Here is a 23,653-nt window from a genome sequence, read left to right as displayed (position 1 = left end):
TTTAATTGTTTAGCTCAAGTCTTTTTTCTATACGTTGAATACGGTCAATAATTTTATCAAGAGTCACTTGTTGACGTGCATCGGTTTCATCGCTATGGGCAATTTCATGTTTAATCAATACCATTGCAGACTCAAGACTGGACATACGGTGTTTAAGATCAGACATGTCATCTGATATTTGATCAACCCTACTACGAATGTGGCGTAAATGCTCTAAAATTATATTTTCCACATTATCTGACATGTTAATGTTCCTGTTCAATATTAAAAATTTAGTGCCAAGTATAACATTTGCAAAAGTAACAGACACAAAAAAAGGAGGGCTTACGCCCTCCTTTCTTTTACCCTTGCGGGTAGTTAAACAGCTGTTTTTTAAGCTTAGAAACCAATACCTAAATAACCACCGGCAGTAACGCCATTAACGTTAACACCATCAACATTGCCAGGGGCATAGTGGTAACGCGCGTCAGCACCTACGAAAATATTTTTCCATACTCGGTAATCAGCACCTAAACCAAATACCATGCCAGGCGTTAATACAGTAATTGCATCGGATGGAGGGCTGATAATGCTTAGTTCAAAACCAACTGGAATAATCCAAGGTCTGAATGCACTGCTTTTAAGGAATTTGATTTTTGGCGAAGCAGATAACCTTAACATATTAACAGTGGCTTTTTCAGTATTGGCAGCGGGTAAATTAATACCCAAGCCGCTTATTACAGCCACTTCCGCTGGAGAAAGACCGTTGTTAGCATTTTTGCCGAGTTCTGTGTAATCAAAATTGAGTTCAGCAAACACGTCAGTGTTATCCAGTATACCCCATACATCATTAGTCAGGCCGAAATCAAAGCCCGCGCCGAAATACCAAGCATCGCTGTCGGATATTGGACCTACTGCCACGCCGTCTCGACTTGAGCCGACACCTGGTACATTGGTAGGATCCAGCGTACCGCCTCTATCGTTATTTTGATGAGCGTAACCGCCACGGAAGAAAAGATGGTTATCATGCACTACTTTAGGTGGATTAGCTTTTGCATCTTGCATCCACTGATCTAACTCTTGAACCTTAGCCGCATCTGCAGAACCGGCAGCAGGGCCACCATTGGCTCTTAAAGCACTTAATTCATCTTGCATAGCACGCATTTGAGCTTCTAAAGCATCAACTTTGCTATTCGTTTCTGAAGAGCTTGATGAGCTGTAAGAAGAGTATTCGCGTGTAGAATGCGTTTTAGAAGCATGATGACGTTTATGATGTTTATGACGTTTTTTCGCCATAGCATCTGAAGTCACTAAACTTCCTGCTATTATCATCGATATTGCAGCAGCTAATAAACGTGTGTTAGTTTTCTTTATCATTGGTTCCCCTCATGAGGTTTGTTATTATGAGTTTTTGTTTTATTACAACAAAGGTTTCTTTAATACAACAAATCTATATTTACGCTTACAATATAGCAGTAAATACACCGCATAACAAGCTTTTATATGATTTTTTTTATACGAACTAATTATTACTAATCAATACGTTATAATAATTCAGCAATAAATAACACCCAAGTGTAGATAAAAAACAACAAAACACAACAAATTTTCGCCAAAAATTATCGCAAATTTTTTGTCCTCCTGCTTACGCCCCCTCATGGTAAAAGTTATGCTTATTTAGTATGCTAATCGATATACTGTTTATATAAAAAGAGGTCTCAAAATGATCGCTAACTTACGATCCATCCCGATAACTGACAGTATTGCAGATGACCAAGTCACATGGTCGATAACTGACGGACAAAGAGATGAGCTTAATCGACGCCTGGATGCTTACACAGCAGACAAAATCAAAGGTCGCGAGGCGGCAGAAGTGATAGCAGATATCAGGAAGCGTTTGTGAGCATTAGGATACATTTTCGACCAGAAGCCGAATCTGATATTGAAGAAGCTGCGACATGGCATGGGCAGCAACCTAGCGATCCAGGTAATGAGCTACTCGATGAAAATCTAAGCATCTGCCAGATCATTTCAGAAAATCCAAATTTGTATCCTATCATTCACAAACAAACCCGCCCAGCTGTCATTCATCGATTTCCCTTTGGAATTTACTACCGGATTGAGAAAGAGCTTATCGTAGTAGTCGTTGCTGTTATGCACGGTAGCCGCCATGCAAAGCGTTGGCAAAAGAGAATATAGCTTGGCAACTCAATCACTCGCTTGTTTTAACTCTGACCTACATTCATGACAACAACCCCAGACATTACCATCATCGGCGGCGGCGTTATCGGCCTGTTAACTGCCAGAGAATTCATTAATGCCGGTGCTACAGTTACTGTTGTCGAAAAAAATCTCATTGGACAAGAATCATCCTGGGCAGGGGGTGGTATTTTATTGCCGCTTTATCCGTGGCGGCAACATGAAGCCATTAGCCATCTGGTCATCCAAAGCCTAAAACTGTATCCGGCATTAGCACAGCACTTGGCTGATTTCACGCTTATCAATCCAGAGTGGCGCTCCTGTGGTTTACTCATCACCAAAAACCCTGATGTACATAAAGCAACACGCTGGTGCGCTATTCATGAAATCCCCGTTGAAGTGGCAACTCCAACGCTTTATAGCCGCTTAAATACGCTGGCAAACAATCCACTGTGGCTACCCACTATTGGCCAAATACGCAACCCGCGCCTGTTAAAATCTTTAAAACAAGATTTGCTCAACAAAGGCGTTCTCTTGCGCGAACATTGCCATGTCGCTGCGGCCACACTTAAAGATAATCGTATTACTGAGCTTGACACCAATCTCGGAAAAATCAGCATTAATCATTTAGTCATTGCGGCTGGCGCGTGGAGCCAACAAGTGTATGGGCAATTATTTCCGCAGTTTATGGATATTTCGCCGCAGATTGCCCCGATAAGAGGCCAAATGCTGCTCTATCAAGCTGAGCCTGATACCTTGGCGCATATTATCCTCGATGGCGATCGTTACTTGATTCCACGCCGCGACGGAAAAATTGTCGTTGGCAGCACGGTCGAAAACCAGGGGTTTGATAAATCGACAACTTCCGATGCCAAAAGCCAACTGCAACACTTTGCGGAAAATTTATTGCCATCACTGAAAAAATTCCCGCTCATCCAGCATTGGGCAGGCTTAAGGCCGGGTACCCACAACGGTGTGCCCTACATTAGCAAACACCCACTTATTAGCAACCTTAGTATTAATGCAGGACATTTTCGCAACGGCTTGGTGATGGCACCGGCCTCCGCGCAGCTCATGGCTGATCTGATATTAAACCGCCCTCCCCGCATTGATCCAAGCCCTTACACTCTCAACACGCTTAACGTAACCGCCTAAACTTTATGAATCTTTATCCCTTACTGCGCCCACTGTTATTTTCTCTTGATCCTGAAACCGCACACGATGTCACCTTAAAGGCCTTAAAAGCAGGTTATGCAACCGGTTTAACCCCATTATTCTATCCAGTTGCTGCTTGCGAACCGATTAACATCATGGGATTACACTTTAAAAATCCGGTGGGTCTGGCCGCAGGCTTAGATAAAAACGGTGATTACATTGATGCCCTCGCCGCTTTAGGTTTTGGTTTTATAGAGATAGGTACAGCAACGCCCAGACCGCAACCGGGCAACGCTAAGCCGCGGCTGTTCCGATTGCCAGAACACGAAGCCATCATTAACCGCATGGGGTTCAATAACTTGGGCATTGATCACTTGCTGGCGCAAGTCAAGCAATGCAAATATGACGGTATTTTGGGCATTAACATCGGCAAAAATGCCGATACGCCGATAGAAAACGCAACTGATGATTATCTGATTGGCTTACGCAAAGCCTATGCAGCAGCCAGTTACATAACACTGAATATTTCCTCACCCAATACCAAAAACCTGCGCCAATTGCAACAAGGCAATGAGATTAAAAAGTTGATTTCTGCACTTAAGGAAGAACAACTGAAACTGCAACAAACTCATGGCAAATATGTGCCGTTAGTGCTAAAAATTGCCCCCGACTTAAGCAGCGAAGAAATCAGCCATATTGCTGAATTATTAGTGGAATTTGCCATTGATGGCGTCATTGCCACCAATACCACTATTGCGCGCGATGCTATCAGCAATCATCCGCTGGCCAATGAAGCTGGCGGTTTGAGCGGCGCACCGGTTAAAGACCAAGCCACGTTTGTTGTCCGCGAACTTGCCAGGCATTTAAACGGCAAAATACCGATTATTGCCGCCGGTGGCATTTTAAACGCAGACGATGCACAGGAAAAATTGCACGCGGGTGCGAGTTTGGTGCAGGTTTACAGTGGACTGATTTATCGAGGCCCACAACTGATTAGCGATATCGTGAACCAATTCAAAAGCCTATAATCACATCATAGTTGCTTAGTTGGCAACGCAACAGGAACACCACCATGAGTAACTACGATCAAGACTTTTACGGCTGGACGCAAGAGCAGGCAACGTTATTAAAAGCAGGCCGACTAAGTGATCTGGATATTGACAACTTAATAGAGGAAGTTGAAGCCATGGGGCGCAGTGAAAAACGCGCACTTGAAAGTCGCTTGACCGTGTTACTGGTTCATCTTTTGAAATGGAAATATCAACCCGCCAGACGCGGTAAAAGCTGGCAACTGACTATTGAAGGACAAAGAGAAAATTGCGTTGATGTTTTGGATGAGAATCCCAGTTTAAAACCAAAATTAGATGCTATTCTGCTCAAATCTTATTCCAAAGCAAGAACCATGGCATCTCAAGAAACCGGAATGGATAAAAATGATTTTCCGACAACCTGCCCCTGGGATTATGAGCAAATTACCGATAACGACTATTACCCCGATTAACAATTTCGTAGCAGCCTTTTGCCTTTTGTTTTAAGCAATACCATCGTGTATCATGCTGCTTATCCTTAGGTAAGTGCCTCCACAGTTGATATAAAAAATAAATACGCCAAACAGTTATGAGAATTCTCACTATCTATTTTAAAAATATCAACTCATTGGAAGGCGAAAGCCATATCAACTTTGAGGAGCCACCGTTTTCAGATACCGGAGTTTTTGCGATAACCGGCCCCAATGGTTCGGGAAAATCCAGCATATTGGATGCCATCACCCTGGCATTATACGGCGAAACTTTCCGCTTTAACCGCCCTGCCGAACACGTCATGACCCAAAACACCAACGAGTGTTTTTCGGTGCTGGAATTTTCCCTGGCCAATGAAAAATACCAAACCAGTTGGCATGCACAGCGCAATGCAGCAAGCCCGGATGCGCCGATAACGTCTGCCATGAAGCTACTCCGCACCGACACCGGCGAAGAACTGGCAAACAACGCACAGCAAGTCTGCACGCGCATCAACGAAATTACCGGTATGAATTTTCGCAACTTCACCCGCTCGGTGTTGCTGGCACAGGGTGATTTTGCGGCGTTCATGAATGCGCTGGACAACGAGCGCATGGATATTCTGGAAAAGATTATCAGTACCGATATTTATACTGATTACAAAAACGATATCCTCGACAAAGTGGCTAAAGCCCAAAAACGCTTACAGCACTTAAAACAAGATTTAAATGCGGTGTCGCTGTTAGAACCTGCTAGACAAGAAGCGCTGGCCCACGATTTGATCGACTTTAACGATCAACAAGCCGAACTACAGCGCGAGCACAACAAACTCTCGCAACAACAGCAGGCACTGATAAAAACCACCGATATACAAAATAAAATTGCTCAACAAGAAAAAGCCCTGCAAGCGTTATACACGCAAGCGGAAGCCATTCAGAAAAAAGTAGCTGAACTCAGTAAAGCACAACAAGCTTTATTGCTAAAAGATGATATTGCGACTTTGCAAGACAAGCAGCAAGCGCTACAACACAGCAAATTGACTTTAACGACTTATCAGGCTGAACTAAAACTCCTGCAACAAGAATTAAGTGCCGCAAAAACACCTCTAAATAGCGATGCACCCCCGCCAAGCAACAAATCGTTTACGGAACAAATTGAAGCCATAGACCGGATCCGATCACAAATTGCCTTGCTGAGCGCCAATAAATTATCCGAAAACGATTTGTGGAAATCTCTGGAAACGCAAATTGCTGACAAACAAGCCGCGCTGATTAGCGTCAACATTTGGCTCGAAGAACATGCCAGTGATGCCAGCTTACTGGATCAATTTCCAGAGGTTGCCGCCTTAAAAAATCTAAGAACCGAATTAGCCGAACTGGAAGAAAAACAAAAAGCTCATGCGCTATGGTCGAAAAAAGCCTCGTCTTCTTTAAAGACCAACACCAGCATCCACCAAAAAGATTATAAAACCATTGCCGATCTGAAAGATAAGCTAACAGACGCTGAACAAAAACTGGAAAATTTAGCCGAAGGCCGAACCCTACAAGATCTTGACGAACTCTATAAAGATCAACAAGAACGCGTTAGAACCTATCAGGCATTCACCAACCTGGGGGTGGATCATCAAAAGTTAAATGCCTCTCAGCGCAGTGGATTTTTTGGCCTGTTTAAAAAAGCAAAACCAGAAACCAGCCACGATATTGACGTTATTCAGCAACAGCTTAATACCTTTAAAAAAGACCTCAAGCTTGAAGAAAATATTAAATTAGCACTGGAAGAAGCGGTATTCCAAAATAGCTTGTTGAAAAAAATGGCTTCCGATAGACAGCATCTTGTTGATGGCAAACCGTGCCCATTGTGTGGCTCTAACATCCACCCTTATGCCTCGCGTCCACCGGCTGCCGCCAATACCGAACGTGCGCTGCTGGATCAAAAAGAGAAGATGCAAAATCTTGCTGCATCCATTAGTCGGCAAGAACAATTACTCAGCACTGCACTGAAAACAGCTGAGAAAAATCGTATTAAAAATGCCCAAACGCAAAAAATACAGTCGCAATGGCTCGTCCTGAGTAACCGCCTTAACAGCGCCAGTGATGATATGGATATCAGCAATGTCAACCTAATGAAGCAGTTACTGAGCGAAGAAAGCCTGCAATTAAAAAACATTGCCACCCTGAGCAACGAATATCGCAATACGCAAAAAACCATCGATAAACTCAAGGCGCTGATCAGCAAAACGGAAGCCAATCTGGAAAACGTGCAAGCCAATACGCAAGCTTTGGACAGCGACCAACAACAGCGCAGTAAGGAACGCATCGAACTGGATAATGCCCATGCCAAATATCAGCAAGACGAGAAGGCGTTGGCCGATAAAATCAGTGCACAATTAGCGCCACTGGGGGAAAAATTACCTAATACCGGCAAAGAAGATATCCTGATCGACAAGCTAAACAGCCGCCGTCAGAATTACCACAGTCAATTTCTGAGTCAGAAAAACGCAACTGATGCCATCGTTTTAATGACTAGCAAACAAACGACTTGTCAAACCGAAGCCGATAATTACGAGTTGCAGATTCAAGGCTTAAACCAACAATTGCGTAACGAAGAAAATGTTGGCCTACACTTGGCACTCGTTGAAAAACAAAAGCTGATTGCCGATACTGAACATCGCGTTGCCCAACAAGATGCCGACACCCAGCACGTGCAACAAGCACTGAAAGAAAAAATGCAAGCCACGGTATTTAGCACCGTGCATGATGTTAACGTAGTGCTACAGCTAGTTGAACAACAGCCAGAAATTGAGCAACAACAAACAGATTTAACGCAACAAATCGCCGCAAAAACCCTCGAACTGGAAAAAAATCAAGCGCAGCTAGCCATTGAACAAGCACAGGTCGAATCAAATCTGAGCTTGGAAGAATTAAAAACAAAACTGTGGAGCATCTCCGAGAAACTGCAAATTGCTACCTTGGAAGCACAACGTACACAAAGCTTATTGGCCGATCAAACCCAGTTACAGAAAAAATATGATGGTATTTTAGTGCAACTCAAAAGCCAGCAGGAAGTTGAGCAACAAGCACTGACAGACAAAGCGCAACTTGATGCTGAAAACGGCATGGTTTTCCGAAGACGCGTACAAAAACAAATGATTGACCGGCTGTTGTCACAAACCAATACAATTTTAGAAAAAATAAGCGGGCGTTATTATTTACGGCAAAAACTCAGCGATCAAGGCTTGGCGCTGGAGATTGAAGATACCTATCAAGGCAATCTGCACCGTTTGCCCAAAACCTTATCCGGGGGCGAAAGTTTTATTGTCAGTTTGGCGCTGGCGCTTGGGCTTTCAGAACTTGCCAATAATGGCAAGGCGGTGGATTCTTTGTTTATTGATGAAGGCTTTGGCAACCTGGATGCAGAAACCTTGTACACCGTTATCAGCACCTTGGAAAGTTTACAGGCACACGGTAAAACCGTGGGTGTAATTTCTCATGTCGAAAGCGTACAAAAACGCTTTAAAGCGCAATTGCAAATTGTTAAGAAGCCTAACGGCATGGGGATGTTGAAGAAGGCTTCTTAGCCGATTTTCTGGATTACTATTGATTTTATCTATTCTTTTTAAAACTTAAATGCTGTTCATCATTGTTGGCTTCAGAATCCAGTAGTGGTTTTTTCAACTATTTATACAGGACTAAAAAAATGAGTACAACTTATAGCGAAGAAGAATTAAATTTACTAACCAACACCCCACACATTATTGGAGCGGCTATGGCTTTTGCCGGAAATAGCGGCTTGTTTGGAACCGGTAAAGAGATGTTTACCATGGCACAATCTGTTATGGCAGGTGTGAAAGACTACCCTAATAACGCCCTTATACAGTCAATATTGCCCAATTCGCAGGAAGGTACTTCTGAAGCCATGGCAAAATTAAAAAAAATTCGTGATTGGGGTTCAGCCCGTATGAAAGCTAATGGTGTTGATTCTGCACAGAAGTTCATAGAGCAGGCAATAACAGACTCTAAGGCCGTAGCAGAGTTATTGGCGGGCAAAGCGTCTGTTCAAGAATCCAATGACTATAAGCAATGGTGTCTGGCGATTGCAGAAAAAGTAGCCATGGCAACCACTGAAGGGAGCTTTTTAGGTTTTGGCGGCGAACGTTTCAGCACAAATGAAAAAAACCTGTTAGTCGAGTTTCAAAGTGCTATGGGCATTAAAAGCAATCTGACATAAGCGTTTTTATTTTTACTCATATTGAGCCAATAAAATCTTATTGATGCGGTTATTAAGGTAACCGCATTGATTTTCTACTACGCTAAAAATAAATAATCTTTCCAGGTAACTTTCAAAAAACGATGCGGACACCTGCCATAAGCTGATGATCTCCCACATCAAACAAGGTGCTAAACCGGTCATCTATTCTTTTAATGTGTGGATCAGCACCACTAAAATAACGATATTTCAAATCAAAACTGAATCTATCGCTAACTTTATAATTAACACCCGCACCCACTTGATACGCCACATCAAAATCATTTCTTAAGCCATAAGCGTCTTTAGATTTAAATTCGACGTGATAACCACCAACACCCGCGGTAATATACGGCGTAAAAGGTGTTTGATTTTTAAAATCGTAATACCCATTCAATAGTGCAGCAGCCCTCGTGCGTTCACCGTTAAAATGAGTCTCTGAAGACCCGAAAGAACCGTTCGCAAACACAAAGTCATTATCAAAGTTGCTGGACTGATAAAGCAACTCTCCCTCCAGCCTAAACCGCTCGGCTACGCGATAACCCACAGCCAAACCTGTCGCGTAGCCTGGATCATAATCAAACACAACCCGAGGCAGATCATTATTTCCAGAAGCGGCATTGGGCGTGAAACTATTAGTCGGCGCAAACACCGCCCCAGCATTCAATTGCACATAGGCTTTATGTTCATCCGCTTGCACAGTGCCATACAGTAGAAGGGCAATTAATCCAAGAGTAATAAGATCAACGAATTTTTTTAAAAAAAACATGGCAGCACTCCGAACATTTAAAAAAATAGTTTTAGCGAAAAAAGTGGTTAAGCACTGACTTTATTTTTTAAAACTACCTTACTCAAGGCTGGCAATACAATAAACGTACACACCATAATCCAAAAAATACCCATAGTAATAATTAATCCCATACTGGCAATGCCTTGATGCGGCGAAAAAGCTAACCCTGCAAAACTTGATGCCGTCGTCAACGCACCATAAAACATCGCTCTGGCAGTGCTGGATTGATAAATATTTTGTTTATCAGATAGCGAGTGATGCAGCTTTTCAACCATGTGTATGCCGTTATCAACACCCAATCCTAATAATAACGGCAAGGCGATAATATTGGCGAAATTAATCGGCGTGTGGGTAATTACCGTGCTGGCCATAGTTAATAAACCTGCCAATAACAACGGCGTCATCACCAGCAAGGTATCAATTACATTGCGCCGAATGACATACAATAGTAAAGCAATAGTCACCAAAGCAATTACAATTGCCTGTTGAAAAGCAGCAACCACTTCTTTCATGGACTCCCAATACATAATCGGCAAATCAGTGGTTTCGGGCGCTATCGCTTGCACATCGGTGATAAATTCCTGAAGATCAGCCAGATTATTCAAATCTTTTTTAGGAAATATCTGAATCCGGTACCAGCCTTCTTTGCTCAACCAGCGATCTTTAATATCAAGCGGCAAATCCTTCATCGTCACTTCATTAGCTTTAAAACTGGTAAACAAATCATTCATCACATTCGGTAAAGTGCCTAGCAAAGCCGTTTGCACTTTCTCAATAAAATCGCGTCGACTCGGTTCCTGGCGCGTATCCAGCTCAATCAACATATCCTGCAATTCTTTTTTAAAGACTGTTAGCGACTGTATTTCATGCGCATCGGTTTTAGTCGGCAATACCGTATCAATGGCTTTTATGAGATTATTAATGCCAGGAATAGGATTAAGGTCAGGTTTTAGCGGGGGAAACGCCGTAGTACCTAAAGTCAACGCCATGTTTTCAATCGTCATCAACTTATCTTCTTGATCGGTCGGTATAAAATCAAACAAACTGATGGTTTTGTCCACGGATGGAATCGTTGCCAGTTTTTGTTGCAAGGCCTTGGCTTTGGTTTCATCTTTCGCCAGAATCGTTAACGTCATGGGCGTGGTTTCTTTGTCCTTGGTTAAGCTTTTAAAAGCAATCACCGATTCCGTATTAGGGTCACGTAAGTTGATCGGATTAAAATCAGTCTGGACTTTAAACACCAATGCAATGGATATAACAGCTACTGTGGCAGTGACAATCACGATGGGCTTGGCGTAATGCAGGGTAGCCGTAGCTATTTTTTCTGCCAGTGTAGTAACAATGGGCTTATTGGTAGTTGGTTGAGCTGGCATCGACATGGGAATGATTTTTAACAATGCCGGTAAAACAATTAAAGTGACCGCAAGACAAATAAACAGACTGCTTCCTGCCAACAAACCCAGCTCAGAAACCCCTTTATAATCGGTAGGAATAAAGGCATACAAGCCAATCGCAGTAGTCCCCGCACACAACATTAAAGACGGGCCAGTAGACACCAACGTACTGTGTATCGCCCTAGCCCTGTCAACATGATGGCTCAGATTATCACGGTAGCGCAAACAAAAATGAATGGCATACTCCACGCCAAGACCGATATTGGAGACGGCAAAAGCTACCGAAATTAAATTCAATTCCTTAACAGAAAAAGCCGCGAATGCACCACAAAATACCATGCCCACGGCCAAAGTCAGTAAGGTTGCCACCGTAAATACAATAGACCGGTAGGCAATTAATAAAATAATACACACTAATACGATAGAAAAAATACTGGCGGTAAATGTACCCGCACTCATTCCCGAAAGTTCGTCATCCTCAAGACCCACCTCCCCGGTAACCCACACTTTTACGTTAGGCAAATTAGCATCCTGAATTTGGGCAACCGCTTGCCGAATAGAATTAATGGCAAGTTCGGCGGGGCGGATTTGCGTGTAATCAAACTTAGGCAAAATAATAATAAAACCCTTGGTTGACTGCGCGGTTTTTAGCTTTTTTTCGGCAATCAATTCCTGCCAGGATAATAACCCATTGCTGCCATTAATGGCTTTATGCAAAACCGTCGACACCTTATTAATTAAAGCGGGTAAATCAATCGGTAAGTCCTGATTTTTATCGGTGGAGATGAGTGCATCTTCAAAAATAGAAAAAAAGCCGGTTAAATTGGGCTCTTGGGTAATGCGGCCAATGAAGGGCTGCGCTTGTGACAAATTACCGGAAATCGTCTGCAAATCTTCGGGGTCCAGATACAACAAGCCATTTTGGTGAAAAAAATCGTTGTCGTTGGGAATATAAACGCTTTGAATATTATTTTTATCGGTACTGAGCAAACGCCCTAGCCGCTTGGTAGCAGATTTAGTCAATTCTGGCGTATCAGATTCCACTACCAGTAATAACGTATGCATATCTTGCGAAAAAGCCTTCTCAAAATTACGCCGATTTTGCTGAAACGGAGCATCCGGCGCAATTAACTCGGCAGTATCGGTATTAATACTTAAATTATTAGCCGTAAACTGAAACGCAAAAAAAGTAAGCAGCCCTATTATTATCAGTACAACAACTGGACTATGGAGCATCCAGTTTAATCCTAGGGAAAGCAGCCTGCGACAATCAGTTTTTAGCGACATAAGGTTAGCTCACTTAAATTAAGTATTAAAATTAAACAAATGGAAAATACCGGCGGCAGTCCAAAATCGACAATGACTTATTGAATGCCACTTATCGTGAAGTAGCACAGTTGAAAACAAAAGCTGCGCTTGCACTAGCGATGATGGCAACAAAAATTATTAATTCAGTCACATATCTGTAAAATTATCCCTGAAAAATGCCGTTAGTGCATTATAGATTTGCTTATTAGCAACAATAAGTCATATTGCAAAAGTGAATTTATGCAAAACGTCGCTTACGCACAACGGCATTTAGGAAGTGCAAGGGTTTAAAGCTAAGGCAAAATGCATCACTTGAAGTGACAGCATGATAACGCATTCAATTTTTTGGGGTTGAATAAACAAAATATGCCTTGTTAATTTCCCCTAATAGCCAGAAAAAACAATACCTAAGTGGTGTTTTTAAAATATACCCATTGCACAATCGCACGTTTTTAAAAGCATAAAAAAAAGGACAAGCACATAGCTTGTCCTTTCTATTGGTTACCTTGATGTACCTTAACAGCAAAAAATCATTACATAATCCAAACTGCGCCAGCACCCCCAGTAGCACTTAGACTTGCATCAACACCCACTAAATCAACCACGACGTGGTTTTCAACTACAGGCGTTCCGGAATGATTATGCTGCATAATAATAGTATTTGTCACTTTACCAGCCGCATCGCTGACATGAAAACCCGCTACCGCACCATTAAATGGCGTATTCTCTAGCAAATATCCGTATGCTTGCTTTTCATTTGTAGAGGTAATCAGCGTGGGAGTTGCGCTATTATTAGCATATAAGGTGTAAATACCATTACTAACCGTGTGACGCGCAAAACTGCCAAAGTCAAGGCCATCTGGATTAATCCCGGTAATAAACGTATTGGCAGCCGTATTAGCAACAATATTGGCAGCAAAGGGAACATCAAGCTTGTCATTAGCGGGATTAAACCCCTTAACGACATCAGTATCAGCCAGGTAAGTATTTATGTTGAATGTGGTATTTAAACCCACTATTACCGTATCAGAAGACGCAGTTGTTTCGGTAAGGTCGTAGGTATCTTTGCCAAGCCCACCGGTAAGAATATCCGCCCCTTCACCCCCAATAAGCGTATCATTGCCGTCACCGCCGTTAAGCTTATCGTTACCTGCCAGGCCTGAAAGCTTGTCAATCCCGGCTAAACCATTTAATGTGTTATTGCCCGCATTTCCTGTTAACACGTTATTTAATTCATTTCCGGTACCGGTAACACTACCCGCGCCCAAAATAAGATTTTCTAAATTGCTGCCTAAGGTGTAATTGCCTATACTTTTAATAACCGTGTCAACACCTTGGCCAGCAAGCTCTGTAATAACATCAGCTGTTGAACCTATATAATAAGTATCATTACCTTTATCGCCCTTCAGCGCGTCAATGCCAGCACCACCAGACAGCGCATCATTACCGTCTCCACCGTTAAGATTATCATTCCCACCATTGCCATTCAGCACATCGTTACCCGCTAAACCGTTTAACGTATTTGCTGCATTGTTACCGGTTAAAGTATTGTTGAGCGCATTACCCGTGCCATTCAAATCCGTTGCACCGGTTAAAACAAGGTTTTCTACATTAGCAGCCAAAGTATATGTTATTGAGCTAATCACGGTATCAATACCCTGATTTAAACTCTCAATAACTTTATCACCTGCATTGTTGACATAATAGGTATCACTACCTTTTTTACCGGTCATGGTATCTGCACCTAATGCAGTTTTACCTAGCAGCACATCATTTCCATCTGTTCCATTAATTATCATAGTATTTACCTTACACAGTGTTAGTTGTTAATATACATTTTGACTTTCAAACAAAAGCCTCTCACTACTTTACTTCCAGCCCTTTCAAAGTATCAGCGTAGCCATGAAGTTAGCATTTAATTTATTGAATAATCGACAAAAATTTTAACGATGAGTTAAAAAATTTATATTCTGCAAGGTATTAATTCCAATGCAAAAATGCTTAATTTACATTTAGCATTTGTCTTATTTATACAATAACACCAAAACTATGGTGACACTTTGAAAAGGCTAGTGCTAAATCATACGCAATCTTTAAACCATTTGAATTTATACAATCACGCTAGACATTACCGTCAACATAGTGCACATTAAAAATAATTTATAAATGCTTATAACCTAGCCCATCTACCAAACTTTATTTGGGTATACCTTTAAAATAGAGAGGACAAGCGCGCTAACGCCGTACCCTCTCTACTGGATTAATCTTATGTTATATTTTGATCAAATAATCCATACTGCATTAGCGCCGCCCGTAGCACTTAGACTTGTTGCCTCAACACCCACCAAATCAACCACGATATGATTTTCAGTTACCGGCGTTCCAGAATGATCATGTTGCATAATAATGGTGTCAGTCACTTTGCCAGCCGCGTTACTGACATGAAAACCCGCTATAGCGCCATTAGTCGGGGTATTTTCCAATACATACGCATAAGCATTTTTTTCATTAGCGACCGTAATCGGAAGCGCAGTGCCGAGGTTATCATAGAAACTATAAATACCTTTGCTGACAGTATGTTGTGCAATATTACCAAAAGCTACATCTGGATCGGTTGGATCTGAATTTATTCCGGTAACATTTGCAGTGGTATCAGCAACGATAGTGGTAAACAGCACGTCAAGTTTATCTTCGCCCAATACAAAGCCTTTAACAACATCAGTATTGCCAAGATAGTCACTTAGTACTTTAGGTGTGGTATTTTCTCCAACGACTACAGTATCTGCAGAATGAGTTTTTTCGGTAAGATCATAAGTATCTTTACCTAAGCCGCCAATAAGAATATCCGCACCCTCACCGCCAATAAGCACATCCTTACCATTACCACTATTCAGGATATCATTACCGCCCATACCTGAAAGCTTATCATTACCCGCCAAACCATTTAATGTATTATTACCCGCATTACCTACCAGTGCGTTATTCAGCCCATTACCCGTACCAGTTAATGCACTTAGTCTTAACGTAAGGTTCTCTAGATTTAAACCCAGAGTATAATTAACAGCACTATAAACACTGTCTATACCTTGATTGGCAAGCTCAGTAACCACATCGGTAGCTGTATCAATAATGTATGAATCATTACCTTGCTCACCAGAGAGCTTGTTAGTGCCAACCGATAAGGCTCTGCCATCGCCGCTGTAAAGCCAATCATCACCGTCACCACCCTGAAGCGTGTCGTCACCGCCACTGCCAATCAACTTATCGTTACCGGCAAGTCCTTTAAGCGTGTTATTAGCCGCATTGCCAATTATTCGGTTATTCAGGGCATTTCCGGTACCATTCAATGCTGCCGTACCTGACAAGCTGAGATTTTCTACATTATCGCTTAACGTATAATTAACTGAACTTAGTACTAAATCAATACCCTGATTTAAGCTTTCAATAACCTTATCACCTACATTATTGACGTAATAGATATCAGCACCTTTCTTGCCTGTGATTGTGTCGGCACCTAATGCCTTTCTACCCAATACATCATTGTTATCTGTTCCATTAATTACCATAGCAATTACTCCACACGTTTAGTTATTAGTTAATTATGATTTCAAGCAGAACACTTACATCACTACCTGCTGTTAAGCCCAAGTCGCATTACTATTTGCCTTGCTTATCTTATTGACTAAGCACATTCCGAGCCAAAAAAATAAGTTATTTATTATCAATATATTAGCGAGATAGCCATGAATAATGTAACTTAAATTAAAAAATATGTAAAAAAAACAAACGGTGCTTATTGGCCTTGCTAAACTAAAAAATATCTTTATTAATTAAATCAATTAACTACAAACAATAACGTTTAGGCTAATGCTTTGTTGTATGTAATTAAGGTTGACAGTAGTCGCTAGGTCTACTACGAGAGGATGATTGCTTGTTAGGCGACATTTTTAAACACTACTTGTATTATTGCCAAGCTTGCCAAAGCATGAACTTGTTCGAGCTACCTTGTGGGCATTCTTTGGCATAAAAGCGAAAGAATATTATGACTCGGCTTACAACACCGGCTTTACAGCAGCAAATAACAAACAAATACTATGCAATGTTTCCCAGGCATCACCGGCCTGTTGACCTTTAATTTCCCTGTCTGCACTGGCGCTGAGTACGATGATGGCATTCAAATCAGCAAAGCTTAGCCGATTTAACGCAGCAGAAATCAACGGCTGTCGCTTATCCCAAATCTGATTATTTCGAAAAACAACGTCTTTGCTTTGGCCTTGTGAGAGCTGCCATTTTATCTTGATTAGCGTTCTAGCCTCACGCACTAAAGCCCATAATACAATGGGTGCAGCAATGGCTTCGGCTTTTAAACTAGTGATTATCTTAAACAGCCGGCAGACATCCGTTTCCAACACAGCCGTCACCAACGCAAACACATCATAACGGGAACTATCAACAACGGCCTCACTGACTTGTTGAAAGCTCAGATTACCGACACCGTACAATACGTACAGCTTTTCTATCTCTTGCACGGCGGCTAAAAGATTACCTTCAACTCTGGACGCCAACAGCTTTACACTGTCCCGATCTATCTGTAAGCCGCGAAGTTGTAAGCGCTGTTGCAGCCAAGACAGCAAATATTGACCTTCCAGCGGCCAAACCTGCATGACAACACCGACATTATCCAACACCTGAAACCAGTGCGATTTAAGCGAGGCACTGGCTAACTTGCCACCGCTAATCATCAATACCGTATCATCAGGCAGATGCGCACAATAATTAATTAAAGCTTTTGCACCATCCGTGCCCGGCCCGCTTCCTGACAGCCGCAGGTCTATGATTTTTTTATCTGCAAAAATGGATTGCTCGGCGGCGCTCAGGGCTAATTGTTTCCAGTCAAACCCCGTTTCAGCACGCAGTACTTCGCGGTTGGCAAAACCCGATCTTTTGGCCGCATGCCTAATCGCATCAGTAGCTTCAATCAATTGCAAGGGTTCATCGCCACTGACAAAATAAACCGGCGCCAAAGATTTTTGCAGCAACGCGCCTAATTGCTCCGGTTTAATGCGCATTACTTAGGCTGGGCTTCCAACACAGCACGCATCCGATTAAGAATATTCTTCACTGCCTGTTGGTACATTTCGTTACGAATCACGCCCTCTTCATTATCTTTGGCGATAATATCCTGCTGGTCATTAAAATATTCGCGCCTTATATCCAAAGGCTCACGGGGTAATAGCACTTTCTTGGTTGCATCACGTAATTCGTATTCTAGATGATAATGCAATTCAAATTCGTTAGAGCGCCCTCCCGCATTCAATGAAATGCCTCTTTGCTTAATGTCAGCGTCAAAAACTTTGACAGTCACTGCTGCCTGTTCAGCAGAATCAACCAACTGCCCTGCTGAGGCTTCCAATGTTTTGTTAAATTGGTCGCGTAATGGCGCTGATCCCCCTTGTAGATATACTTTTTTAAGCTCGGCAGGCAAAGAAAACGTACCGCGCAAGTGATAACCACAGGCGGTTAATAACAATGCCATTATTAAAATAGCGCATTTTTGCATCGGAACACACTCCAATTTAAACAACGATATTCACCAGTTTGCCCGGCACAATAATAACTTTCTTAATCGGTTGGTTATCGATAAAACGTTTAATCTGTTCATCCGCCAACGCAAGGGCTTCAATATCCGCTTTGCTCGCCGCTACCGACACCAACACTTTACTGCGCAATTTACCGTTAATTTGCACGACCAGTTCCAACAAATCTTGCACTAAAGCCGATTCATCTACACTGGGCCATGCCATTGCCAGCAAATCCTCCTTATGTCCTAAATCAAGCCACAACTGATGACAAATATGCGGCACAATCGGTGATAGCATCAGTACAATGGCTTCCAAGATTTCCTGGCGTATAGCTTTGCCATTAGCCGACTCATCAGTGAATTTGTTGAGACTATTGACCAGTTCCATATTGGCGGCAATGGCGGTATTAAAAATAATACGCACGCCCATATCATGGCTGACTTTCTGTAGGGTTTGGTGTAACTGGCGACGCAAAGCCCGTTGCTCATCGGTCAGACTATTTTTATCCAAAGCAAGTACAGAACCACCGGCACTGACATGCAAATAAACCTGACGCCACAAGCGCTTTAAAAAGCGCGACGCTCCCTCCACGCCACTATCGGACCATTCCAGAGATTGTTCCGGCGGTGCGGCAAACATAATAAACAAACGCACGGTATCCGCGCCGTATTGGTCGATTAAACCTTGCGGATCAACCGTATTGCCTTTGGACTTGGACATCTTGCTGCCATCTTTTAGCACCATGCCTTGAGTCAGCAATTTTTTAAACGGTTCATCACAAGTGATTAAACCTTCATCACGCAGTAATTTGGTATAAAAACGGGCATACAATAAATGCAAAATCGCGTGTTCAATACCGCCAATATAATGATCGACCGGTAACCAATGATTAGCTTTAGCATCCAGCATGGTATCGGCTTTATTGCAGGCAAAGCGCGCAAAATACCAGGATGATTCCATGAAAGTATCAAAGGTATCGGTTTCACGCCGCGCTGGTTTGCCACATGTTGGACACTCACATGTTGAGAAGGTCGGATGCGCCACTAATGGCGATTGCGAACCATCCAGCACCACATCTTTAGGCAAAACAACGGGTAAATCTTTTTCAGGTACCGGCACTGTGCCGCAACCATCACAATAAATAATCGGAATCGGTGCGCCCCAATAACGCTGACGGGAAACGCCCCAATCACGCAAACGGAAATTGACTTTACGTACGCCTTTATCGTCTTTTTCCAAGGTTTCAGCAATAGCAGTAAAAGCTTGTGCAGACGTTAAGCCATCAAACTCACCTGAGTTTTTTAATACACCTTTGGCGGTAAAAGCATGTTCGGTGCAATCATCGGCAACTCCGTCAGCAGCAAAAATAACCTGCTTAATGGCTATGCCGTATTTAACAGCAAATTCATAATCGCGTTGATCGTGGGCAGGCACAGACATGACCGCACCTGTGCCGTAGCCCATTAACACAAAGTTGGCGATCCAGATGGGCACTTGCTCGTCAGTAATGGGGTGCGTAGCCTTAATACCGGAATCTATGCCGCGTTTTTCCATAGTTTCCATGGCCGCTTCCGAGGTTTCCATCATCTTGCAATCATCAATGAAGGCACGAATATCAACGTTGCTTTCGGCAGCTCTCAGCGCCAAAGGGTGTTCCGCCGCAACCGCCAGATAAGTCACACCCATCAAAGTATCGGGGCGGGTAGTATAGATGCGTACTGGTTCCAACCCAGCAACAGGAAAATCCATTTCCACGCCTTCGGAACGGCCAATCCAGTTGGCTTGCATGGTTTTAACCTGTTCCGGCCAACCGTCCAGCGTATCTAAAGATTGCAGCAACTCATCGGCATAAGCGGTAATTTTTAGAAACCACTGGGCGATTTCCTTGCGTTCCACTTTGCTGTCGCAGCGCCAGCAACAGCCATCTATCACTTGCTCATTGGCCAGTACGGTCATGTCTTTGGGACACCAGTTAACCGGCGCGGTCTTTTTGTAAGCTAAGCCTTTGTCCAGCAAGCGCAGGAAAAACCATTGCTCCCACTTAAAATAATCAGGGTCGCAAGTGGCCAGTTCCCGGTTCCAATCGTAGCCAAAACCCAAGCGCTTGAGCTGGTCACGCATGTAATCAATATTGCTATAAGTCCAATCGCTAGGATGTACACCATGCTGCATGGCGGCATTTTCGGCAGGCAAACCGAAGGCATCCCAGCCCATCGGTTGCATGACATTTTTGCCCAACATGCGCTGATAACGGCTGATGACATCGCCAATGGTGTAATTACGCACATGGCCCATGTGTAATTTGCCGCTGGGGTAAGGGAACATGGATAAGCAGTAATACTTTTCCTGACTGGAGGATTCACAGACATTAAATACACCCGACACTTCCCAGGCTTTTTGTACGTCTTGCTCTATCGCTTGCGGCTGATAATTTTCTTGCATCTTACTCGTCTTTTATCGGTCAAAAGCGTTAGAATACCTTACAGCCGCTTAAATCTAAAGCAGCAATTTTTTGGAGTATGGACATGAATAAAAATAAATTAGTAGAAGCTTATACCGACCTGATGGAGCATCTTTATGAAGTGATGGATGACACACTGCATTCTGTCGCTGATGGGCTGGAAATATCCAAGAAAAAAATCCGGGAAGCGTCAGCGCTAACTGGCGAAGAACTGGATAAAGTATCGGCCTCGGTAAAACGTGATATAGAAAACGCAGCCCATGGTCTTTCTGATAAAAAAGACAATGATTCGTTATCGGAATGGTTTAAGTTTGATATTGAATTACTGGAAAACTTTGCCCTAGATTCTTTTTTAGGCCTTGCCGATAAAACCCGTCTGGAACTGGCACATTTAGGGCTGCTTGCCAAAACCGACAACTACCATACCGGCGACATTGTGGCACCAGGCACCTTTGTATGTGATGGCTGTGGCAAGGAAATTGCCTTTAAAACTACCAGTGAAATCCCTGAATGCCCAGAATGTCAGGCCAAAACCTTTATACGCATTTGATCTCATGCTTACAGGCTTTATAATAAACAATTTATCTATTTGATTTAACGGGGAATAGCATGCGCAGGGTCATATTTAATCAAAAAGGCGGTGTCGGCAAATCAACCATCACCTGTAATTTAGCCGCCATCAGTGCCGTTGAAGGTAAACGCACCTTGGTGATCGACCTTGATATTCAAGGCAATTCAACCCATTATCTGCTAGGTAAAAAAGTAGATGAAAGCGGTAAAACCATAGCGGCTTTTTTTAAAGATACCCTGAGCTTATCGTTGTTCGGCGGCAATAATAATCCTGGATTGGAAAATGCCATCCACGAAACCGCTTACCCCAATTTGTTTGTTGTGCCGTCACATCCGGAACTGGAACCGTTACAAAGCCGTTTGGAAGCCAAGTTTAAAATTTTTAAACTGAAAGAAGCGCTGGAAAAATTAACCGGCTATGATGCTATTTATATTGATACGCCACCCGTGCTTAATTTTTACAGCCAATCGGCCTTAATTGCAGCTAACAAATGTTTAATTCCCTTTGATTGCGATACTTTTTCCAGAGAAGCGCTGTACCGGCTCATGCTCACGGTAAAGGAAGTCAAAGCTGATCATAATCAGCAACTGGAAATTGAAGGTATTATCGTTAATCAATTCCAAAAACAAGCTAACCTGCCACGGCAATTAGTCGATGAATTAATTGCCGAAGGTTTACCGGTGCTTGAGTCAATGATTTCCCCGTCTATAAAAGTAAGAGAATCCCATTCGGTGTCGCAGCCGCTGGTGCATTATGTTCCTAACCATAAACTCAGTGACGAATACCGCGCTTTATATGCTGAAATCCATAAGTAGCCGCTGGTATTAAGTTTTTGTCCCCGAAAAGAATTAGGAGTGGCATCTAAACTATTTGAGTAAATAATTATCAAAGAGTTGATATGGACCGATTTTTGAGTTTTAAGTGCGCATAGAAAGGTGTCTACTGCACGTTAGGTTGCTATGTTTATGGGCGGATAATAGGAGGTGCAACATTAATTCATTACTTTCAAGATATAAAGCTTATTTTTGAAGAAGCCCTTAAGTATAAGGGGTATGGCGTACTGATCTTTAATTTTAGGAGAACTCAAATGAATAAGTTATTTACTGTATTTACAATTGCCACTCTAACCGGATTCGGGAGTGCTGCGCACGCCGATATATATGCGGCGGGGCCGGCATACGGCGCCAACCCGACTGGAGGACTCGCCACTTGTCGCGTCATCAATGTTGGAACAACATCTGTGAACATCACGCTCCGGCAGATCATTACCAACACAAACAGCATCCTTCCCTTGTCTTCGAACACCTGCAACGTCCCGGTTGCGGCCGGTGATAATTGCGCTTTCAGTGCGCCGGTCGGAGGCAACTTTGCGCTTTCTTGCCGTCTTTTCGTTTCGGGTACTGACCCTCAAATCAGCGGCACCCTGGATGTGCAAAATCCCATAGGTACGGTACGTGTGGTTGTACCGATGCAAAATACCAACCATTAGCACGTAGGAGGCGTTAACAAACTTGCCCCCGCGCATGGCTAGTGACTAGGGCATGGGTCTTTGCAGGTTACGGCTCGATTTAGGTGCAAGTTATCAGTAAGTAGCCTCGATGGAGTGGAACGAAATCGAGGTTTTTTTACTTTAGGGCCGTTGGGGTGAGGTAACTAACCCCAACAAATCGGGGCGAAAAGCGTTGGGATTCACGTTGTTCTCCCCAACCTACTGCTGACTCAAAAGAAGTGAAAAATTGATATACACCGAATTTTTTGAGTTTTAAATGCACCTAGAAAGGTGTCTACTGCATTAGGCAGTAATTTCATCCCATCACTTACAAGTTCCACAAATGCAACCTACATGCTACATGTGCAGTTCACCAGCGACATCCAATGAGCATGCGCCACCTAAGTGTATCTTTCCGGAAAAAAAGGATCTTCCATCTGGAGAAGATCTACGCAAGAATTTGATTAAGGTTCCTGCCTGTGAAGTACATAATACCGTTAGATCTAAGGACGATGAATATCTACTTTATGCACTTCCACCGTCCTTAGGTTCAAATCCAACCGGAAGTGATTTATTTTTAAACAAGGTTCAGCGTGCAATTAAACGTCGACCAGCTCTTGCAAGTAGTCTATTGAAAAACGCAAAGCCTGTCCTCGTGCATGATATTATGACTGATAAATGGGTTCGATGGCTTTGCTTTAACCGTTGATGTAGAACGTTTACATCGCGTAATTGAAATGAACGCAAAAGCCATCTATTTTCATCACTACGGGCAACGTTTCGATGGAGAAACACAAGTCTTTAACAATTTCACTCTAAATGAGGATGATCCAAGCTTTAATGAACAAAATGAAAAAATATTCAAAATTTCAGATGAATTTTTGGGTAGTCCCTACAAATCAATGCAGGTGTTAATTTGTAGGGATTTTTGACATAGTGCAGTGATAAAAACTGCACTGAAACCCCATGACCCTGAAATTA

Annotated in this window: 20 protein-coding genes; 11 read left to right on the top strand and 9 right to left on the bottom strand. The window is 42.7% G+C overall.

What is annotated here, in order from left to right:
• Position 1: 1 nt before the first annotated feature.
• On the bottom strand, positions 2-244 hold the full coding sequence (locus tag ACHZC4_RS08695) for a hypothetical protein (protein ID WP_394753443.1): 243 nt from the start codon (positions 242-244) through the stop codon (positions 2-4).
• A gap of 134 nt (positions 245-378) precedes the next feature.
• Entirely contained in the window at positions 379-1,356 is a 978-nt protein-coding gene (locus tag ACHZC4_RS08690) for a porin family protein (protein ID WP_394753442.1), read from the bottom strand.
• 346 nt (positions 1,357-1,702) lie between these two features.
• Between ACHZC4_RS08690 and ACHZC4_RS08685 the strand changes: the two genes are divergently transcribed.
• The 7 genes from ACHZC4_RS08685 to ACHZC4_RS08655 all read left to right on the top strand — a co-directional run bounded on the left by ACHZC4_RS08685 (position 1,703) and on the right by ACHZC4_RS08655 (position 9,059).
• Positions 1,703-1,882: an addiction module protein gene (locus tag ACHZC4_RS08685; protein ID WP_394753441.1), complete on the top strand. Its 180-nt coding sequence runs from the start codon at positions 1,703-1,705 to the stop codon at positions 1,880-1,882.
• Positions 1,879-2,178 (top strand): type II toxin-antitoxin system RelE/ParE family toxin, encoded by a 300-nt coding sequence (locus ACHZC4_RS08680; RefSeq protein WP_394753440.1) that lies wholly within the window; start codon positions 1,879-1,881, stop codon positions 2,176-2,178. The genes ACHZC4_RS08685 and ACHZC4_RS08680 overlap by 4 nt, the downstream gene beginning before the upstream one ends.
• Positions 2,179-2,223: 45 nt before the next feature.
• Positions 2,224-3,333 (top strand): glycine oxidase ThiO, encoded by a 1,110-nt coding sequence (thiO, locus tag ACHZC4_RS08675; RefSeq protein ID WP_394753439.1) that lies wholly within the window; start codon positions 2,224-2,226, stop codon positions 3,331-3,333.
• Between the two features lie 5 nt (positions 3,334-3,338).
• The gene (locus ACHZC4_RS08670; protein ID WP_394753438.1) at positions 3,339-4,361 is read left to right on the top strand and encodes a quinone-dependent dihydroorotate dehydrogenase; all 1,023 of its coding nucleotides are present in this window, start codon (positions 3,339-3,341) and stop codon (positions 4,359-4,361) included.
• Positions 4,362-4,405: 44 nt separating this feature from the next.
• On the top strand, positions 4,406-4,834 hold the full coding sequence (locus ACHZC4_RS08665) for a DUF29 domain-containing protein (RefSeq protein ID WP_394753437.1): 429 nt from the start codon (positions 4,406-4,408) through the stop codon (positions 4,832-4,834).
• 116 nt (positions 4,835-4,950) lie between these two features.
• A complete protein-coding gene (locus ACHZC4_RS08660) occupies positions 4,951-8,409 on the top strand; it encodes an AAA family ATPase (RefSeq protein ID WP_394753436.1) in 3,459 nt (1,152 codons plus the stop codon).
• Between the two features lie 119 nt (positions 8,410-8,528).
• Entirely contained in the window at positions 8,529-9,059 is a 531-nt protein-coding gene (locus ACHZC4_RS08655) for a hypothetical protein (RefSeq protein WP_394753435.1), read from the top strand.
• 112 nt (positions 9,060-9,171) lie between these two features.
• Here ACHZC4_RS08655 and ACHZC4_RS08650 read toward each other — a convergent pair whose 3' ends face one another.
• From ACHZC4_RS08650 to leuS, 7 genes are all read right to left on the bottom strand, one after another.
• Positions 9,172-9,846, bottom strand: coding sequence for an outer membrane protein (locus tag ACHZC4_RS08650; RefSeq protein ID WP_394753434.1), 675 nt, complete (start codon positions 9,844-9,846; stop codon positions 9,172-9,174).
• Between the two features lie 47 nt (positions 9,847-9,893).
• Complete coding sequence (locus ACHZC4_RS08645) at positions 9,894-12,548, bottom strand: MMPL family transporter (protein WP_394753433.1); 2,655 nt, start codon at positions 12,546-12,548, stop codon at positions 9,894-9,896.
• Positions 12,549-13,102: 554 nt separating this feature from the next.
• On the bottom strand, positions 13,103-14,368 hold the full coding sequence (locus ACHZC4_RS08640; RefSeq protein WP_394753432.1) for a calcium-binding protein: 1,266 nt from the start codon (positions 14,366-14,368) through the stop codon (positions 13,103-13,105).
• Between the two features lie 483 nt (positions 14,369-14,851).
• A complete protein-coding gene (locus ACHZC4_RS08635) occupies positions 14,852-16,135 on the bottom strand; it encodes a calcium-binding protein (protein ID WP_394753431.1) in 1,284 nt (427 codons plus the stop codon).
• Between the two features lie 486 nt (positions 16,136-16,621).
• Positions 16,622-17,638 carry a DNA polymerase III subunit delta gene (holA, locus tag ACHZC4_RS08630; protein ID WP_394753430.1) on the bottom strand — a complete coding sequence of 339 codons (1,017 nt, stop codon included), beginning with the start codon at positions 17,636-17,638 and terminating at the stop codon, positions 16,622-16,624.
• A complete protein-coding gene (gene lptE, locus ACHZC4_RS08625; protein WP_394753429.1) occupies positions 17,638-18,129 on the bottom strand; it encodes an LPS assembly lipoprotein LptE in 492 nt (163 codons plus the stop codon). Before lptE ends, holA begins: the two co-directional genes overlap by 1 nt.
• A gap of 16 nt (positions 18,130-18,145) precedes the next feature.
• Positions 18,146-20,593, bottom strand: coding sequence for a leucine--tRNA ligase (gene leuS / locus ACHZC4_RS08620; protein WP_394753428.1), 2,448 nt, complete (start codon positions 20,591-20,593; stop codon positions 18,146-18,148).
• Between the two features lie 83 nt (positions 20,594-20,676).
• Here leuS and ACHZC4_RS08615 point away from each other — a divergent pair, with 83 nt between their 5' ends.
• From ACHZC4_RS08615 to ACHZC4_RS08600, 4 genes are all read left to right on the top strand, one after another.
• On the top strand, positions 20,677-21,162 hold the full coding sequence (locus ACHZC4_RS08615; RefSeq protein ID WP_394753427.1) for a zinc ribbon-containing protein: 486 nt from the start codon (positions 20,677-20,679) through the stop codon (positions 21,160-21,162).
• Positions 21,163-21,221: 59 nt separating this feature from the next.
• Positions 21,222-21,998, top strand: a complete 777-nt coding sequence (locus tag ACHZC4_RS08610; protein ID WP_394753426.1) for a ParA family protein — start codon at positions 21,222-21,224, stop codon at positions 21,996-21,998.
• 272 nt (positions 21,999-22,270) lie between these two features.
• The gene (locus ACHZC4_RS08605; RefSeq protein ID WP_394753425.1) at positions 22,271-22,672 is read left to right on the top strand and encodes a hypothetical protein; all 402 of its coding nucleotides are present in this window, start codon (positions 22,271-22,273) and stop codon (positions 22,670-22,672) included.
• A gap of 737 nt (positions 22,673-23,409) precedes the next feature.
• Entirely contained in the window at positions 23,410-23,604 is a 195-nt protein-coding gene (locus tag ACHZC4_RS08600; RefSeq protein ID WP_394753424.1) for a hypothetical protein, read from the top strand.
• Positions 23,605-23,653: the final 49 nt, after the last annotated feature.

The sequence above is a fragment of the Crenothrix sp. genome, assembly GCF_043729335.1.
Taxonomy (GTDB): domain Bacteria; phylum Pseudomonadota; class Gammaproteobacteria; order Methylococcales; family Methylomonadaceae; genus Crenothrix.
The sequence above is the reverse complement of the archived record's forward strand: the minus strand, read 5'-3'. Positions and strand labels throughout refer to the sequence as shown.

Excerpts from the sequence above, each read along its gene's own strand:
- ACHZC4_RS08665 (WP_394753437.1), top strand. The coding sequence starts at position 4,406 with ATGAGTAACTACGATCAAGACTTTTACGGCTGGACGCAAGAGCAGGCA.
- ACHZC4_RS08685 (WP_394753441.1), top strand. The coding sequence starts at position 1,703 with ATGATCGCTAACTTACGATCCATCCCGATAACTGACAGTATTGCAGAT.
- ACHZC4_RS08695 (WP_394753443.1), bottom strand. The coding sequence starts at position 244 with ATGTCAGATAATGTGGAAAATATAATTTTAGAGCATTTACGCCACATT.
- ACHZC4_RS08615 (WP_394753427.1), top strand. The coding sequence starts at position 20,677 with ATGAATAAAAATAAATTAGTAGAAGCTTATACCGACCTGATGGAGCAT.
- ACHZC4_RS08640 (WP_394753432.1), bottom strand. The coding sequence starts at position 14,368 with ATGATAATTAATGGAACAGATGGAAATGATGTGCTGCTAGGTAAAACT.
- lptE (WP_394753429.1), bottom strand. The coding sequence starts at position 18,129 with ATGCAAAAATGCGCTATTTTAATAATGGCATTGTTATTAACCGCCTGT.
- ACHZC4_RS08690 (WP_394753442.1), bottom strand. The coding sequence starts at position 1,356 with ATGATAAAGAAAACTAACACACGTTTATTAGCTGCTGCAATATCGATG.
- ACHZC4_RS08670 (WP_394753438.1), top strand. The coding sequence starts at position 3,339 with ATGAATCTTTATCCCTTACTGCGCCCACTGTTATTTTCTCTTGATCCT.
- ACHZC4_RS08645 (WP_394753433.1), bottom strand. The coding sequence starts at position 12,548 with ATGTCGCTAAAAACTGATTGTCGCAGGCTGCTTTCCCTAGGATTAAAC.
- ACHZC4_RS08655 (WP_394753435.1), top strand. The coding sequence starts at position 8,529 with ATGAGTACAACTTATAGCGAAGAAGAATTAAATTTACTAACCAACACC.
- leuS (WP_394753428.1), bottom strand. The coding sequence starts at position 20,593 with ATGCAAGAAAATTATCAGCCGCAAGCGATAGAGCAAGACGTACAAAAA.
- ACHZC4_RS08635 (WP_394753431.1), bottom strand. The coding sequence starts at position 16,135 with ATGGTAATTAATGGAACAGATAACAATGATGTATTGGGTAGAAAGGCA.
- ACHZC4_RS08650 (WP_394753434.1), bottom strand. The coding sequence starts at position 9,846 with ATGTTTTTTTTAAAAAAATTCGTTGATCTTATTACTCTTGGATTAATT.
- ACHZC4_RS08600 (WP_394753424.1), top strand. The coding sequence starts at position 23,410 with ATGAACGCAAAAGCCATCTATTTTCATCACTACGGGCAACGTTTCGAT.
- holA (WP_394753430.1), bottom strand. The coding sequence starts at position 17,638 with ATGCGCATTAAACCGGAGCAATTAGGCGCGTTGCTGCAAAAATCTTTG.
- ACHZC4_RS08610 (WP_394753426.1), top strand. The coding sequence starts at position 21,222 with ATGCGCAGGGTCATATTTAATCAAAAAGGCGGTGTCGGCAAATCAACC.
- ACHZC4_RS08660 (WP_394753436.1), top strand. The coding sequence starts at position 4,951 with ATGAGAATTCTCACTATCTATTTTAAAAATATCAACTCATTGGAAGGC.
- thiO (WP_394753439.1), top strand. The coding sequence starts at position 2,224 with ATGACAACAACCCCAGACATTACCATCATCGGCGGCGGCGTTATCGGC.
- ACHZC4_RS08605 (WP_394753425.1), top strand. The coding sequence starts at position 22,271 with ATGAATAAGTTATTTACTGTATTTACAATTGCCACTCTAACCGGATTC.